Annotated in this window: 14 protein-coding genes and 1 pseudogene; 4 read left to right on the top strand and 11 right to left on the bottom strand. The window is 71.5% G+C overall.

Features of this window, described 5'->3' with window-relative positions:
- Positions 1-15: 15 nt before the first annotated feature.
- The 7 genes and pseudogenes from B086_RS0138645 to B086_RS0138625 all read right to left on the bottom strand — a co-directional run bounded on the left by B086_RS0138645 (position 16) and on the right by B086_RS0138625 (position 6,646).
- Positions 16-1,032 carry a carbohydrate ABC transporter permease gene (locus B086_RS0138645; protein ID WP_018571806.1) on the bottom strand — a complete coding sequence of 339 codons (1,017 nt, stop codon included), beginning with the start codon at positions 1,030-1,032 and terminating at the stop codon, positions 16-18.
- A 5-nt stretch (positions 1,033-1,037) separates the two neighbouring features.
- A complete protein-coding gene (locus tag B086_RS0138640) occupies positions 1,038-2,354 on the bottom strand; it encodes an ABC transporter substrate-binding protein (RefSeq protein WP_018571805.1) in 1,317 nt (438 codons plus the stop codon).
- A 419-nt stretch (positions 2,355-2,773) separates the two neighbouring features.
- Positions 2,774-2,929: pseudogene (locus B086_RS46340) on the bottom strand (hypothetical protein); the annotation flags it as partial.
- Positions 2,860-3,081 carry a hypothetical protein gene (locus tag B086_RS46335; protein ID WP_420712621.1) on the bottom strand — a complete coding sequence of 74 codons (222 nt, stop codon included), beginning with the start codon at positions 3,079-3,081 and terminating at the stop codon, positions 2,860-2,862. The gene B086_RS46335 and the pseudogene B086_RS46340, both read right to left, overlap by 70 nt.
- A 121-nt stretch (positions 3,082-3,202) precedes the next feature.
- A complete protein-coding gene (locus tag B086_RS46330) occupies positions 3,203-3,421 on the bottom strand; it encodes a GTP-binding protein (RefSeq protein ID WP_018571804.1) in 219 nt (72 codons plus the stop codon).
- Between the two features lie 114 nt (positions 3,422-3,535).
- Positions 3,536-5,215 carry a phosphodiester glycosidase family protein gene (locus B086_RS0138630; protein WP_026253221.1) on the bottom strand — a complete coding sequence of 560 codons (1,680 nt, stop codon included), beginning with the start codon at positions 5,213-5,215 and terminating at the stop codon, positions 3,536-3,538.
- 267 nt (positions 5,216-5,482) lie between these two features.
- Positions 5,483-6,646: a S1 family peptidase gene (locus B086_RS0138625; RefSeq protein WP_018571802.1), complete on the bottom strand. Its 1,164-nt coding sequence runs from the start codon at positions 6,644-6,646 to the stop codon at positions 5,483-5,485.
- A 333-nt stretch (positions 6,647-6,979) separates the two neighbouring features.
- Here B086_RS0138625 and B086_RS0138620 point away from each other — a divergent pair, with 333 nt between their 5' ends.
- Positions 6,980-7,858 (top strand): N-formylglutamate amidohydrolase, encoded by an 879-nt coding sequence (locus B086_RS0138620; RefSeq protein WP_018571801.1) that lies wholly within the window; start codon positions 6,980-6,982, stop codon positions 7,856-7,858.
- A gap of 7 nt (positions 7,859-7,865) precedes the next feature.
- Here the strand turns inward: B086_RS0138620 and B086_RS0138615 are convergent, their stop codons facing one another.
- The gene (locus B086_RS0138615; protein WP_018571800.1) at positions 7,866-8,228 is read right to left on the bottom strand and encodes a hypothetical protein; all 363 of its coding nucleotides are present in this window, start codon (positions 8,226-8,228) and stop codon (positions 7,866-7,868) included.
- Between the two features lie 103 nt (positions 8,229-8,331).
- Here B086_RS0138615 and sigJ point away from each other — a divergent pair, with 103 nt between their 5' ends.
- On the top strand, positions 8,332-9,246 hold the full coding sequence (sigJ, locus tag B086_RS0138610; protein ID WP_018571799.1) for an RNA polymerase sigma factor SigJ: 915 nt from the start codon (positions 8,332-8,334) through the stop codon (positions 9,244-9,246).
- Between the two features lie 52 nt (positions 9,247-9,298).
- On the opposite strand, the gene B086_RS0138605 is transcribed toward sigJ, so the two are convergent.
- Positions 9,299-9,868 (bottom strand): TetR/AcrR family transcriptional regulator, encoded by a 570-nt coding sequence (locus tag B086_RS0138605; RefSeq protein WP_018571798.1) that lies wholly within the window; start codon positions 9,866-9,868, stop codon positions 9,299-9,301.
- 178 nt (positions 9,869-10,046) lie between these two features.
- On the opposite strand from B086_RS0138605, the gene B086_RS0138595 reads away from it, so the two are divergent.
- Positions 10,047-10,973, top strand: coding sequence for an NADP-dependent oxidoreductase (locus B086_RS0138595; protein WP_026253220.1), 927 nt, complete (start codon positions 10,047-10,049; stop codon positions 10,971-10,973).
- 557 nt (positions 10,974-11,530) lie between these two features.
- On the opposite strand, the gene B086_RS46325 is transcribed toward B086_RS0138595, so the two are convergent.
- Both B086_RS46325 and B086_RS41770 read right to left on the bottom strand, forming a co-directional pair.
- Positions 11,531-12,597 (bottom strand): IS630 family transposase gene (locus B086_RS46325; RefSeq protein WP_420712620.1). Its coding sequence is split into 2 segments (ribosomal slippage): positions 11,531-12,151 and positions 12,154-12,597, totalling 1,065 coding nucleotides; the frame shifts between segments, so codons are not numbered across the junction.
- Positions 12,598-12,658: 61 nt separating this feature from the next.
- On the bottom strand, positions 12,659-13,297 hold the full coding sequence (locus B086_RS41770; RefSeq protein ID WP_267880905.1) for a recombinase family protein: 639 nt from the start codon (positions 13,295-13,297) through the stop codon (positions 12,659-12,661).
- A gap of 256 nt (positions 13,298-13,553) precedes the next feature.
- Between B086_RS41770 and B086_RS0138575 the strand changes: the two genes are divergently transcribed.
- Positions 13,554-14,126 carry a helix-turn-helix domain-containing protein gene (locus B086_RS0138575; RefSeq protein WP_018571792.1) on the top strand — a complete coding sequence of 191 codons (573 nt, stop codon included), beginning with the start codon at positions 13,554-13,556 and terminating at the stop codon, positions 14,124-14,126.
- Positions 14,127-14,137 lie beyond the last annotated feature (11 nt).

The following is a 14,137-nucleotide window of genomic DNA, read 5'->3' as shown; positions in this document are numbered from 1 at the left end:
GGGGACCGGGGGATGTCAGACATCGGCCGCCTTCCGTCCGCGTGAGGTGCGTGAGGTGATCGCCAGATAGGTGCCGGTGACGACCAGCAGGAAGAGCAGCAGCAATACGGACATGGCCGAGCCGGTGCCGAAGTCCCAGCTGACGAAGGACGCCTGGTAGATGTGGACCGAGATGAGGTCGGCGGCCTCCGGGGCGGCCCGCCCGAACAGCACGTACGGCGTGTTGAAGTCGTTGAACGTCCACAGGAACAGCACCAGGACCAGGACCTGGTTGACCGGGCGCAGCGAGGGCAGGGTGATCCGGCGCAGTTGCTGCCACTGGCCCGCGCCGTCCAGCGCCGCCGCCTCGTACAGCTCCCTGGGGATGTTCTGGAGTCCGGCCATGACGATGAGGAAGGCGAACGGCCAGCCCTTCCACACCGACACGACCAGCAGGGCGACGAAGCTGTTGTCGCCGATGAGCCAGAAGGACGGCTTGTCGGTCAGGTGCAGCTGGTCGTGCAGGACGTGGTTCACCAGGCCGTTGTCGTGCTGGAACATGAACACCCAGGTGATGACGGCCGCGTAGACCGGCAGCGCGTACGGCACCAGGAACAGCGCGCGCAGCAGGCCGCGGCCGCGGAAGGTGTCCTGCATGCAGATCGCGGCGGCGGTGCCGATCAGCCAGCACAGGCCGACCGACAGCAGGGTGAAGCCGACGGTGACGGCGAAGGAGTGCAGCAGCGCCTCGCCGATGGGGGCGTCGAAGTCCACCGACACCTTGTAGTTGTCGAAGCCGGACCAGGGGGCGGTGCCCCAGTCGCGGATGTAGAACTGGGTGAGCTGTTTGAAGCTCATGACGATGCCGATCACCATCGGCACCAGGTGGACCAGGAGTTCGAGGACGAGCGCGGGCAGCAGGAGCAGATAGGGCAGGGTGACCCGGCGGATCCACCCGGCGCGGCGGCGCGGGCCGGGCGCCGCCGCGCCGGGGGACTTCCCGGGCGCGGCGGTGGGCGCGCCCGGGTCGCCGGAGACGGTGGTCGTGGTCATCGTGCTCACTTCGCCGGCATCTGCTGCTGGGCCTTCTGGAGCTTGGCCTTGACCGAGTCGGTGGTCACCGCGCGGCCGGCCGCCGCGTCGGCGAACAGCTCCTTGACAGCCGTGCCGACCGTCGTCTCGAACTGGGACTCGGCGGCCACCTGGGGCAGGGCGGCGGCGCTGGTGGCGAGGGTGTTCTTGAGCACCGCGTTGGCCGTGGTGCCGAACGCCGGGTCCGACTGGGCCGACTTGACCGGCGGGATGGAGCTGTACGCCTTGTTGAGGATCTTCTGCTCCTCGTCGCCGGTCAGGAACTTCACGAACTGCGCGGCGCCGTCGAGGTTGTGGGTGTTCTTGAAGACGGCGACGTTGATACCGGCGACCATCGAGTTGACCTGGGTGCCGGTGCCCGGGGTGCCGGACCGCACGGGCACGGGCGCGACGCCGTAGGCGTCCTCGCTCATCCCCTGGGACTTGAGGTTGGCGGAGGCCGTCTGCCACAGCAGCATGGCGGTCCGGCCCTTGGCGAAGTCGCTGACCGACTGGTTCTGCGCGTACTCGGCGTCGCCCGGCGGGATGGCCTTGTCCTTCGCCATCAGGTCGACGTACTGCTTGACGGCCGCGACGACCCCGTCACCGGTGAAGTCGGGCTTGCCGTCGGCGGTGAAGAAGTCGGCGCCGTGCTGCTTGGCGAAGACGAAGACGTGATGGATGTTCTCCGACACGTTGGAGCCCTCGGCGCCGAGCACCTGCTTGCCCTTGGCCTGGATCTTCTGTCCGTCGGCGACCAGCTCGTCCCAGGTGGCGGGCGGCTTGGCGATACCGGCGTCGGCGAAGATCTGCTTGTTGTAGTAGAGGGCGTAGGCCAGCGAGTACAGCGGCACGGCCGCCGGATCCTTGCCCTGGACGCCGGTCGAGCCGAGCGCGGAGTCGACGAAGCGGTCCTTGCCGCCGATCTTGGCGAAGTTCTTGGCGTCCCACGGCAGCAGCGCGCCGGTCGCCTGGAGGGAGGCGCTCCAGGTGTTGCCGATGTTGAGGACGTCGGGTCCCTGCCCGGAGGTGGTCGCGGTCAGGATCCGGTTCAGCAGGTCCGACCAGGGCACGACCTCCAGCTTCACCTTGATGCCCGTCTGCTTCTCGAACTTGTCGAGTTCGGGCTGGAGGACCTTCTTGTCGACCTCGATGCTGGCGCCCTGGTTGGAGGCCCAGTACGTCAGCGTCTTGGGCGAGTCGTTGGACCCGCCGCCCGTCGACGAACCGCCTCCGCAGGCCGAGGCGGCAAGGGCGAGAGACAGGGTGACGGCGCCTACGGCCGCGGCTCGGATGCTGCGCATGGCTCCTGGGTGTCCCTTTCCGGGAGTCGAGGCCCGAGGGCGTCCTCCGTTCGACTTCCGAACGACTACCTCAGGGCTTAATTTAGGACGTGAGTTAAACCCTCCCGGAAAGGTTCGTCAAGGGATCCGGCAGCAGCGAATCGGCACGCGGGGCCGGTGCGGACCGGCGGGCCCGGGGACAGGGGCCCGGCGCACCCGGCTGACCTGCGGCGCGAGTGCCTACGGGGTCAGTACAACGGTTGGATATCGGCGGCCCCTCGGGGGGCGGGTGCGTGCCGCGCGGCGGGGGTGCGGTCAACTCCCCGCGCAAAGTGGGGAGAAGAGGCCGGGCGGGGCCGGTGTTCACTTCCTGAAGCGGGGGGGTGCGGGCGGGCCTGCGGCCCTGGCGGCGCGCCCTTCCGTCCCTCCCATCCCTTCCTGCCCCTCCGCCCCGCCGTGCGGAAGGACGCCTCCGACGAGTCCTTCACACGCATGGCGCTGTCGGTCGGCGTGACCCGCAGCCCGGTCACCGGGAGTCCGCCCAGCGGCCGTTGGGCGAGGGCGTCACGGCATCCGGCCTCGACGGCGCGGACATGGACGCCGTACGTCCGGCGCGGACGTGGACGCCGTACGTCCGGCGCGGACGTGGACGCCGTACGTCCGGCGCGGACGCGCGGTCGAGCGGCGCCTGCGGGTCGGTCGCCCGCGCCCGCTCCGCGCCGTCGTCCGTGCCCCGTACGGCAGGCACGCGGCGACGGCGTTAAGCAGGGGCTCGATCCCCCGGTTACGGTAGGCGGAGCCGCACAGCACGACGGCTCCGCCGCCGGTACGGGTCGGCTCGCGCAGCGCGGCCGTGAGGGTGGACGCGCTCAGCGTGTCCCGGACGCGGAACTCCGCCGGCGCGGCGGGATGCAGCTCGGCCACCGCCCCGATGGGCAACTGGTGGTGCCGTCGTGCGCCTCGCCCCGCTGGTGGGTGGCGCCGGTGGCGTACAGGATCCGCTCGGTGACGGTGGTCCTGCCCGCGTCGACGTGGGCGAGGATGCCGAGGTCGCGGGCGGCCGTGAGGGGGTTCTCGGTGCTGCGCACCGCCCATGGTCTTTCGGGATGGTCCGGAGAAGGGCGGCGCGATTCCCGTACGAGGACGCTCCAGGCGGCCACCCCGCACCCGGCGGACGGCTGGGTGCGCGGGAGCGGGAGCGGTCAGTCCCGGCGCGGCAGGATCAACAGGGCGTCCCCCACGGGCCGTTCGCCGGTGGCGTCCGAGGGATCGTTGAGTACGGTGCCGCCGACGGCCATCGTGGTCGAGCCGCCGCCGTCGAGGTTGACCGCGTCGCGCAGCCCGAGCGCCCTGGCGACCGCGGCGCTCTCGGTGATGCTGAGTCCGAGTGCGGCGGTGCTGCGTCCGTCCGCGGTGACCAGCACCGTACGGCCGTCCGCGTCCACCCCGGCGAGGGTGCGCGGGTTGCGCTTGTGCACCCACCCGTAGTACCAGCTCGGATCGTCGGGGTGCACCATGCCGTCGGTGGCGGGGGTGACGTGGAGCCTGCCGTCGCGGACCAGTTCGGGCCCGCCGTTGACGATGCTGGTGCCGTGGCCATGGCCGGTGGCGGTGCCGTGGCCGGTGGCGGTGCCGGGCGAGGAGGAGACGCGGAGCCCCCGCCGGTCCAGCAGGTCGGTGGTCACCCGCAGGTGCTCGCCGGGGCGGGCGAGCCGGGTGAGTTCGGCGACGCGCCGGCCGGTCGCCTGGACCGAGCCGCCGCCGGCCGGGAGCGGTCCGCCGCGCGGCGAGCGCACCTCGACGACCCGGCCCCGGGCGTCCAGCACGGCCTCGGCGCCCGCTCCCTGCGGGGTCCGCCCGGCGAAGTCACCGGTGAAGGCGACGAGTTCGTCGGGGTTGGTGCAGGTGACGTCGTGCAGCGGCGCGGAGGTGGGAAGGTCGCCCGGTCTGCCGCCGCAGTTCCTGATCAGGCCCGGGACCCGGTTGATGCCGCTCAGCGCCAGCGAGGCGTACTGCCCGGCGACCCGGCCCCGCCAGGTGAACCGGGTGATCTCGGTCCCCCGGCCGTCGCCGTGGACGACCAGGCCGGGACGCCCGGCGACCGGCTCGCTCAGCAGCCGCCCGCCGTACATGCCCACACCGGCCGGGTCGCCCGGGGCGCCCGCCGCGGGATCCAGGACGAAGAACCCGGCGTTGACCGCCGCGGTCGCGCCCGCGGCGCCGGACAGCGCGCTGGTGGTCTCGCGGTTCTCCAGGTCCGGGCCGTAGGAGGCGCGCAGGCCGCCGTGGAACCGGCGCGGGTCGATGGTGAGGACGTCGACGTGCCACGGGCCGCGCGCCGAGGAGTCGCCGTCCCAGCCGGTGTAGACGGCGGAGCCGGTGTACCCGGCCGCCTTGAGACGGGCGCGTTCCGCCGTCGCCGCGGACTCGCTGCCGAACGAGCCGACGCGCACCCGCCGGCCGAGCGTGCCGCCCGCGTAGTCGGCCGTGCTCGGCGTCACGACCCGCTCCACGCGGGCGGCGAACCCGGCCCGCCGCAGACCGTCCGCCAGTTCGCCCGCGCTCTTCTCGTCCTTGAGGACGGCCGGCGGCGCGTCCGGGTCCGGCGAACCCGGCCCGCCGGGGATGGACACCTCGACCGTCCAGCGCAGCGCCGGGTCGGCCTCGCCGCGCACGATCCGGGTCAGGGTGACGCCCGGCTGGAGGGTCGTCGTCGTACGGGTCTCGGTCAGCCCGGCGGGCCCCAGCGGCAGCGCCCACAGGCTGTGCCCCGCACCGGCCCGCGTACCGGGCGGCGCGGCCGTGGACGTCTGCGCGGGCAGCGCGCCGAACGCGACGAGAACACCGAGCACGACACCGGCACCGCACACTCTCTTCTTCAATCCGCACCGCCTGGAGAGAACCGGAAGGAACCGAAAAGACCGGAAAGACCGGAAAGACCGGAAGGAAAGGCACACCGAGGACGTCGGGAAGGGGATTCGGCAGCAGCCCCTCGGAACGGCCCTTTCCTGCCCCGCCCGGGTCGCGGCCATGCGCGTCCACACCCGGCGCAGTACCGTACCGGCCCGGAGTGCGGCCGGTACGGCACCACATGTCACGTCATGTCCCGTGGCGCACGGGCGCCCGGTCGGCGGACGGGGGGCGGCGCCTCACGCCGTGTGCAGCGTCAGCCCGTAGCGTCCGAGGATCTCGTTGACCGGCTGGTACCAGGTCTCGCCGCCCGAGCTGCAATTGCCCCAGCCGCCGGAGGTGACGCCCTGGGCCTGGTCGCCGCTGATGAAGGAGCCGCCGGAGTCGCCGGGTTCGGCGCAGACGTTGGTCTTGGTCATCTGGTGGACGGCGCCCTCGCTGTAGTTGACGGTCTCGTTCTTGGCGAGGACGGTGCCGCAGTGCCAGTGCGACGTGGAACCGGAGCGGCAGATCGACGCGCCGATGGGCGCCTCGGCCGAGCCGCGGACCAGCTGGTCGGAGACGGTGCCCCAGCCGAGGACGACCGGCACCGTCCACCAGCCGCTGCCGACGCTGACCCAGGCGTAGTCGTTGTCGGGGAACGAGGAGCCCTGGAAGGTGCCGATGTACGAGCCGTCCCAGCCGTTGACGCCCATGCTGGGATGCCCGCAGTGCCCGGCGGTGACGAAGCCGCCGTACACCGAGAAGCCGATGGAGCAGCGGACGTTGCCCGTGTAGTACGGGTCGCCGCCCACGGTTCCGGCGGCCAGCGTGCGCGGGGCCTGCGCGGTCTCGCTCACGGTCACGGGACCGGCGGCGCGGGCCCGGTCGAGGAACGCCTTGACATCGTTGTCGCCCCGGTGTGAGGAGACCACGGTGACGGCGACCGAGCTGGAGCGCGGATCGACGTGCCAGCTGCTCACGCCCTCGGGCGCCTTGAGCTTGTCCAACTTCGCCTTCGTGGCGTCCAGTTGATGTTCGGTGTGCCGGACACGGGTGACCTCGGCGCCGGTCGCCTCGACGGCGGCGCGGTGGGTGTCGTCGGCGAGGGCGACCACCAGCGTGTCGCGCCGCGCGTCGAACCACGAGCCGCCGTACGCCGGTCCGGCGGCCTTGCGTGCCGCCTGCTCGACGGTGCGCGCCGTGGTCTCGGCGGCGAGACGTGCGGTGGCCTGGGACTTCGTCAGGTGCAGGTCGTGCTGGAGGGCGGTGACGAGGGCCGCGGAAGCGGGGGCGTCGGCCGCGGCGCCCGAGCCGGCCGACGGCGGGGTGGCGGCGGTCGCCTGACCACCGGCCAGACCCGCGCCGACCGTCAGGATGAGCGCCGCGGACAGGGCGGCGCGCAGAAGTGTGGTGCGTCTCATGTGGATTGCTGCCTTTCGTCGTTCCGGTCACGACGGGGCACCCGCCCCGGTGACGGTGGGGGTGGAGCGGAAGGGCATGCGGGGAGTGAGAGCGCTCTCAAAGGTGGTGCACGGGAGAGGGTAGCGGCGCGGATAGATCAGGTCCATGCCAAATGCGGATGCTGATGCGGAGGGGCAGTGTTTCGGGAGAAGGTGTTCAGGACCGTGCGCGGGGTCCTGGTTCCGCGGTGCGGCACCGGCTCGGCCCGTACGGCGTACGATCCTTGACGGCGGGAGGCCGGGACGGCCGGTCACACGGACGTACGGGAACGCGAACACGCGAAGGCGGCGGCAGTGCACAGCAGCGGGACGTCGGCGCGGCCCTCCTTCGCGTACCTTCCCGGCGCGCCCGGCTCCCCCGTCATCCTCCACGTCCCGCACTCCTCACGGGTCGTCCCGGCGGACGTACGGCGCGGCATCACGCTGGACGACGCCGCCCTCGCCCGCGAACTGGACCACATCACCGACGCCCACACCGAGGAGATCGCGGCGGTCGCGGCGGCGCGCTGCGCGGTGCGGCCCTGGCGGTTCGTGAACCGGCTCTCGCGCCTGGTGACCGACCCGGAGCGGTTCCCCGACGAACGCGAGGAGATGCTGTCGGTCGGCATGGGCGCGGTGTACACGCGGACCACGCACGGGGCGCCGCTGCGCCCGGCGGCGTACGACTCACGCCCGCTCGTCGAGCGGTACTTCCGTCCGTACGCCGCCGCCATGACCGATGCGGTCGCCGGACGGCTGGCGGCCGTGGGCCGGGCGGTGATCATCGACGTGCACTCGTACCCGACCGAACGGCTCCCCTACGAACTGCACGGCGACGGCCCGCGGCCCGCGATCTGCCTGGGCAGCGACGGTTTCCACACCTCCGCCGAACTGCTGGGCCTGGCCGGGCGCGCCTTCGCGGAGTTCGCGGAGCCGGGAGACGCGCCGGGAACGGCGAACGGGAGCGGCGGCGATCGCGGCGGTCGGGGCGGCGGGGTCGGGATCGACAGTCCCTTCCGGGGCACATACGTACCGCTGAAGTACTACGGGACCGACCGGCGGGTCGCCGCGCTGATGATCGAGATCCGGCGGGACGTGTACATGAGCGAACCGGGCGGCCCCGCCGACGCCTCCGGCGTGGAGGCGCTGGGCGAGGCCCTGGCCCGGCTCGTCGACGCGGCGGGCGCGCTCTGAGAGCGGCTCAGCGCTTGCTCAGCGCCAGGACGCTCAGCCCGAACATCGCGACGCCGAGGGGCAGATGGACCGACGGCACGTGCGCGATCCCGAGGACGACCTGGACGGAGGCGAGGACGAGGAACCCGGTCGCCTGCCAGATGGGCCGGGTCGAGCCGCCGCCCGGCTTCCACGCCAGTATCGCCGCGAGGACGTACAGCATCGACGCCCCGTACATCACGCGGGCGCCGACGCTGTGCAGCGTCTCGCCGTAGGACGCGGTCAGCAGCAATCCCGCGGAGACTGCTTGCAGAAAGATGGTCAGGGTCTGCACGGCGATCGCGAACCGCAGGAACGAGATGCCGTGTCGTGCCGTCGCCTGGGTGGCCATGTGACGGTCCCCCCTTTTCCGCCCCGGAGGGCAGTAGATCGATAAGGTCTCACCAACCCGACGACGCGGGCCCGCGAAAGGTAAGGCGAGGAGGCGGCGGGGCATGGGGACAGCCGGGACAGGCATCGGCCGGGCGGCCGGTGAGCGGCGCCAACTGATCAATGTGGCCTACCGGTTGCTCGGTTCACTGACCGAGGCCGAGGACGCCGTGCAGGAGGCGTACACACGCTGGTACGCGCTGCCGCGGAGCAGGCAGGAGGAGATCGCCTCCCCAGGCGCCTGGCTGACGACGGTGACCGGACGCGTCTGCCTGGACGTGCTCGGCTCGGCGCGGGCCCGGCGCGAACGCTATGTGGGCGCATGGCTGCCCGACCCCCTGCCCGACCGCACCGAGTGGGGCGGCCCCGGCAACGGCTCCGCCGACCCCGCCGACCCCGCCGACCAGTTGGTCCTGGACGAGTCGGTGAGCATGGCCTTCCTGGTCGTCCTGGAGTCGATGACGCCCGCCGAGCGGGTGGCGTTCGTCCTGCACGACGTCTTCCGCTACCCCTTCGCCGAGATCGCCCGCATCGTCGGCCGGACGCCCGCGGCGTGCAAGCAGCTGGCGGCCTCGGGGCGCCGCCGGGTGCGCGCCGCCCGCCCGCCGGCGACGGCCGCCGGCCGGGCCGAGGCGGTACAGCAGGTCAAGGAGGCGTGGCAGGCCAAGGACATCACCGCCCTCGTGGGCCTGCTCGACCCGGCCGCCGTGATGACCGCCGACGGCGGTGGCGTGACCGGTGCCGCCCTGCACCCGGTCGAGGGCGGCGCCCGGATCGCCCAGTACATGATCGCCATCGCCGACCGGGCCCCGGGACTCGAACTCCTGGAACGCTCCGTCAACGGCACCCCCGGCCTGGTGGCCCGGCGCGCGGGCGTCGTCCTGACCGTCGCCGCGTTCGACGTCCACGACGGACACGTCACCCGGATCTGGGCCGTCCGCAACCCGGAGAAGCTGCGGCCGTGGGCCGAGGGCGGCTGAACGGCCCGCCTCCGGCCGGGAGCGGCCGCACCCCCGTCCCGCCCTCAGGCGGTCAGGCAGCCTCCCACGCAGCCTCGATCATCGGGAAGATCTCGTCCAGGGCGGCCTGCGGGTCGGCCGCGTCGCGGGCCAGCGCATAGGCGTCGATCACGAACCTCGCGATCGTCCGGCAGGCCATCGCGGACCGGTTCAGACCGGGATCGGCGGCGATGGCCGCCGCCAGCGAGTCCGCGTGCCGCAGCCGTATCGACTCCTCGTACTCGCGCAGCGCACGCGACTCGTCGATCATGCGGTAGATCGGGGCGGAGCCCTCCGCCGTGCAGTGCCGGACCATGGCGTGGACCTCGCGGCGCAGTGCGGGGATCAGCGGTGCGTCCGGCGCGCGGTCGGTGACGGCCCGCTTGAGGCGCTGCTCGAAGTCGGCGTCCTGCTCGAACACCAGGGCCTCTTTGGAGGCGAAGTGGGAGAAGAGCGTGGTGACGGCCACGTCGGCCTCGGCGGCGACGTCGCGGATGCCCACCGCGTCGTATCCGCGTTCCAGGAAGAGCCGCAGGGCGGTGTCGGCGATCTTCTGGCGGGTGGCCGCCTTCTTGCGTTCGCGGCGTCCGGTCGGCACGGTCATGGCGCTGACACTACCAAATCCGAAGGAGAAACGGTTCCTAAACAATAACGGTTAGTGCTACGGTCGCCGCACAGGGAACGCGCGAGCTCCGCCTGCCCATCGGGCCCCGGGCCCCGGGCCCCGGGCCCATCAGGTCCATCAGGTCCATCAGGTCCATCAGGTCCATCGGGAGATCGCCATGTTTGCTGTGCGCTACCACCGCTACGGCGGCTCCGACGTCCTCCACGTCGAGGACGTCGCGGAGCCGCACGCCGGACCCGGTCAGGTCCGCATCGCCGTGCGGGCCACCGGAGTCACCCCCGCCGACTGGTACCTGCGTTCCGGGATGCTGCGGGACGTCGTCCCCCTGGCCCTCCCCCATGTCCCCGGCATGGATGCCGCCGGAACGGTCGACGAGGTGGGAGAGGGCGTCACCGGCACCGCTGTCGGGGACGAGGTCTTCGGCCTCGTGCCGTTCGCGGACCAGGGCGGCGGCGCGGCCCAGTACGCCGTCCTGGAGGCATGGGCACCCACGCCCCGCTCGTGGTCCTTCGAGGAGGCGGGCGGCGCCGCGGGCAACATCGACACGGCCACGCGCGTGCTCGAAGCCCTGGGCGCCGCCGACGGCATGACGCTGCTGATCGAGGGCGCCGCCGGAGGCGTCGGCACCCTCACCGCCCAGCTCGCCCGAGCCCGCGGCCTCACCGTGATCGGCACCGCAAGCGAGGGCAACCACGGCTTCCTCAGGCAGTTCGGCGTCATCCCGGTCACCTACGGGGCGGGGCTGGCCGACCGCATCGCCCCTGTGGCCCCGCGCGGCGTCGACGTGGTGCTCGACGCGGCCGGCAAGGGCTCCCTCGCCCAACTGGTGGCCATCGCCGGTGACCCGCGGCGCGTGGTCACCATCGCCGACTTCGACGCCGAGCGGCACGGCGTGCGGTTCTCCCGCTCCCAGGCCGGCACATCACCGGGCTGGGCCGGCCTGCCCGTCGCCGCCGCCCTCGCCGACCAGGGCCGCCTCACCGTCCCCCTCCACGCCGTCTTCCCCCTCGCGGACACCGCCGCGGCCCACGACGCCAGCGCCACGGGCCACGCACGCGGCAAGATCGTCATCAGGGTGCGGTGACGGCCGGGGCGGCCGGGAACGCCTGCCCGTCCAGAAGCACGCCCACTCAGCCCAGGGATGCCGACACACCGGCTACCAGGGAACACGCATCACTCGCGAGGCGGCTCTGCCATCCCTGGTCCGGCCTGGGATCCTCCTGGTCCGGCCCGGGATCTCTCCGCCTGTTCGCCACCCGGCCCATCGCGCCACAGTCCGGGAAACAGAAAAACCCCAGGTCAACTGGGGTTTCTGCTGGTGTCCGAGGGGGGACTTGAATTCTCCTCTCAGGCACCAGCTCCCAACAGCTCTGACCTGGGGAAACGCCCGTCGGCAGGCTTGATTTCGGCGGGCGTCTCCCCTGTTCTTTCCTGCTGTTTCAGGCCCTCTCAGGCCCCTGTCGGTCATGCGTTGGTCACGTGACCAACCCTCCTCCGAAGCTTGCGTCCCTGGTCAGGCTTCCAGGACGGCACCACGGAGCTACGCCCAGTCTGCACGGCCACGTGCATGACCACGTACCGGGGTGGGCTGGGGCGGTTGGGGCCTGTTTACTGAGGTTGAACTCGTGATGTCGCGCCGGGTCAGGCGGGTCTGATGGGCAGGCCGGTCTCGGCGAGGCAACCGTCTATGAGGTGGCTGCGGTACTGGATGTGACGGAGACCGCGTCGGATGGTCTGGACGAGGTGTTCGGGAGTGGAGAAGGCGACGTTGGAGAGCCAGCCGCGTCGCAGGAGTGACCAGATCCCTTCAACGGGGTTGAGGTCGGGTGCGTAGGGCGGCAGGTAGTAGATGGTCAACCAGTCCTGGGTTTCCGCCCATTCCCGCAGGTCGGCGGCTTTGTGGACGTTGAGGTTGTCCCGGACGAGGACAATCGGGCCGCCGAGCTGCTGGTGGGCAGCGGTCAGCAGGTCCCGGTAGTCGCACCAGGAGAAGCTCTTGCGTCCGTCGCGCTGCCCGCCGTCCCGGCGCGGCCGGTAGATCAGCCGGGACCGGTGGCCGGGTTTGTAGCAGGTCAGCGCGGCGATGGATATCCGCCTGCGGGAGCGGCCGCGGACCCGCACCACCGGGGTCCGGCCGCGCTGGGACCAGGTCTTCGCCTGCGGCGGCGTCATGGAGAATCCGGCTTCGTCCTCGAACACGAGCCAGGCTCCACGGGCCGCCGCGAGTCTTCCGCGCAGGGCCACACCTCCTTGACCCAGCCGGCGACCGCGTCGTCGTTGCGCTCCATGGCGCGTCGGGCCGGGACCTGGCAGGACCAGCCGTTGCGGATCAGGAGCTTGCGCACGCCCTGGATCGTGTAGGTCAGGTGGAAGCGTCGGCCGATCACGGTCTTGACCCTGGCCAGTGTCCAGCGCTGGTCCTCCCAGCCGTGCGCGACCGGCCCTTTGGCCAGCTCCGCTTCCAACTGCGCGAACTGCTTCTCACTCAGTCTCGGCAACGACGCGGGTCCCTGCGATCTCAGGGCTCGCGGACCGTCCTCGTCCCACGTCCGCCGCCATCGCTGCACCGACCGGACACTGACCCGCAGGTCCTTTGCGATCAACGAACTCGCCTCACCCCGGGCGAACCCCTCGGCCGCCCGGAGCCGTAACTCCTCGCGGGACTGCTGCCGTTCAGGGGTCAGCCCGCCCCCTTGTGGATACCGCATGCTCCGGTGATACCGCAGCCGACCGCGAGCCGTCAGCACCTACGACACCACGAGTTCAACCTCAGTAACCGCGTGGCTGTGCGCCCGTCTCAGGCGCTCTCACCGATGTGCCGGACAAAGTCGCACGAGAGATCCCGAGCGCCTTGGCGATGGCCGTGACGCTCTCTCCCTTGGCGTGCCGGGCGCGGGCTATGGCTGGCTTGTCGTCGTCCACGACGGAGGGGCGTCCACCGTGGTTGCCCTTGCGTGCCGCAGTGTCCAGCCCCTCCAACGTCTTCTCCCGGATGCCTTCCCGCTCCACCTCAGCGGCCACAGCAAGGACGGCGAACACGATGGCACCCGCCCCGTTCGGGTCGTACACACCCTGCAAGGGGCCGGAGAGGAGTTCGAGTTGGATGCCGTCCGCTTGCAGGGTGGAGGACAACGTCATGAGCTCTGCCGCGTTGCGGGCAAGACGCTTTATCTCTACCACGGTCAGGACGACGGGTTGGTTCGGCGCAGCCGTCTTGATCTCTCGCGCTGGAGCCAACGCCTTCTCCAGTTCCGGCCGCTCCTTCACGCGGGTACTGATCTTCTCCGAGAACACCCGCGTGCAGTCGGCACGGGCCAGCATGTCCAACTGGCGCTTTAGTTCCTGCCCAAGGCCGTGGGAGCTGAAGGCTCGGGCGGGGGTCCCGTACGGCCGACACCCCGTCGGCAGGGCAGCCGTCGTTCGCAGCCGCCGAACTGACGAATGGCGGCACGATCTGCAAAGGCCGCTCGCCGGCTATCGCGAGGTCGTCGAGCACACCGCTGCGTTCGCGGCGGACACCGGCATCGGCAAACCCATGCAGCGCAAGCTGCATGAGATGCTGCGCCTCGCTCTCGCCGTGCGCGAACATCATTGTCGCGGACTGCTCAGTTGCTGCTCGAACTCGAATTGGAAAGGGCCATGACGTCTCGGGCAATATCAGGGTGTGAACAGCGCGAAGAGGGACGTTCTGGATGCGGTCGGGCCCCGTCTGCGGGAGCTGCGGCGCCGGCGTGGGATCACGCTGGCTGAGCTTGGCCAGCGGACCGGAATCAGTGAGAGCACGCTGTCTCGTCTGGAGGGCGGCAGCCGCAAGCCGACTTTGGAGCTGCTGCTTCCACTTGCCGAGGTGTACGCGGTGCCGCTCGACCACCTCGTGGGCGCGCCTCGGACGGGAGATCCGCGCATTCACCTGCGCCCGGTGACCCGGGGCGGCATGACGTTGGTGCCACTGAGCGATCCCGGCGGCGCCCAGGCCTACAAGCTTCTCATTTCACCCGCGCCCCACAGCGAGCCCGAGCTGCAGACCCACGATGGTTTTGAGTGGATTTATGTGCTCGCCGGACGGCTCAGGCTGCTGCTGGGCGAGCAGAGCCTGAGCCTCAAGCCGGGCGAGGCCGCGGAGTTCGACACGCACGTGCCGCACTGGATCGGCGCCGACGGCGACCAGGCGGTAGAACTTCTCATCCTGCTGGGACGCCAGGGAGAACGGGCCCACCTCCGGGTCCGCGCCACCTGACCCGGTTGCGG

Origin of the sequence: Streptomyces sp. PsTaAH-124 (assembly GCF_000373685.1) — a bacterium.
Lineage (GTDB): Bacteria > Actinomycetota > Actinomycetes > Streptomycetales > Streptomycetaceae > Streptomyces > Streptomyces andamanensis.
This window is presented reverse-complemented; position numbering and strand designations above follow the sequence as displayed.

What these genes read in the sequence shown, in the direction of transcription:
- B086_RS0138605 (WP_018571798.1), bottom strand. Translation starts at nt 9,868, where the DNA reads ATGACCGTGCCGACCGGACGCCGCGAACGCAAGAAGGCGGCCACCCGC.
- B086_RS0138615 (WP_018571800.1), bottom strand. Translation starts at nt 8,228, where the DNA reads ATGGCCACCCAGGCGACGGCACGACACGGCATCTCGTTCCTGCGGTTC.
- B086_RS0138595 (WP_026253220.1), top strand. Translation starts at nt 10,047, where the DNA reads ATGTTTGCTGTGCGCTACCACCGCTACGGCGGCTCCGACGTCCTCCAC.
- B086_RS0138640 (WP_018571805.1), bottom strand. Translation starts at nt 2,354, where the DNA reads ATGCGCAGCATCCGAGCCGCGGCCGTAGGCGCCGTCACCCTGTCTCTC.
- B086_RS0138625 (WP_018571802.1), bottom strand. Translation starts at nt 6,646, where the DNA reads ATGAGACGCACCACACTTCTGCGCGCCGCCCTGTCCGCGGCGCTCATC.
- sigJ (WP_018571799.1), top strand. Translation starts at nt 8,332, where the DNA reads ATGGGGACAGCCGGGACAGGCATCGGCCGGGCGGCCGGTGAGCGGCGC.
- B086_RS0138645 (WP_018571806.1), bottom strand. Translation starts at nt 1,032, where the DNA reads ATGACCACGACCACCGTCTCCGGCGACCCGGGCGCGCCCACCGCCGCG.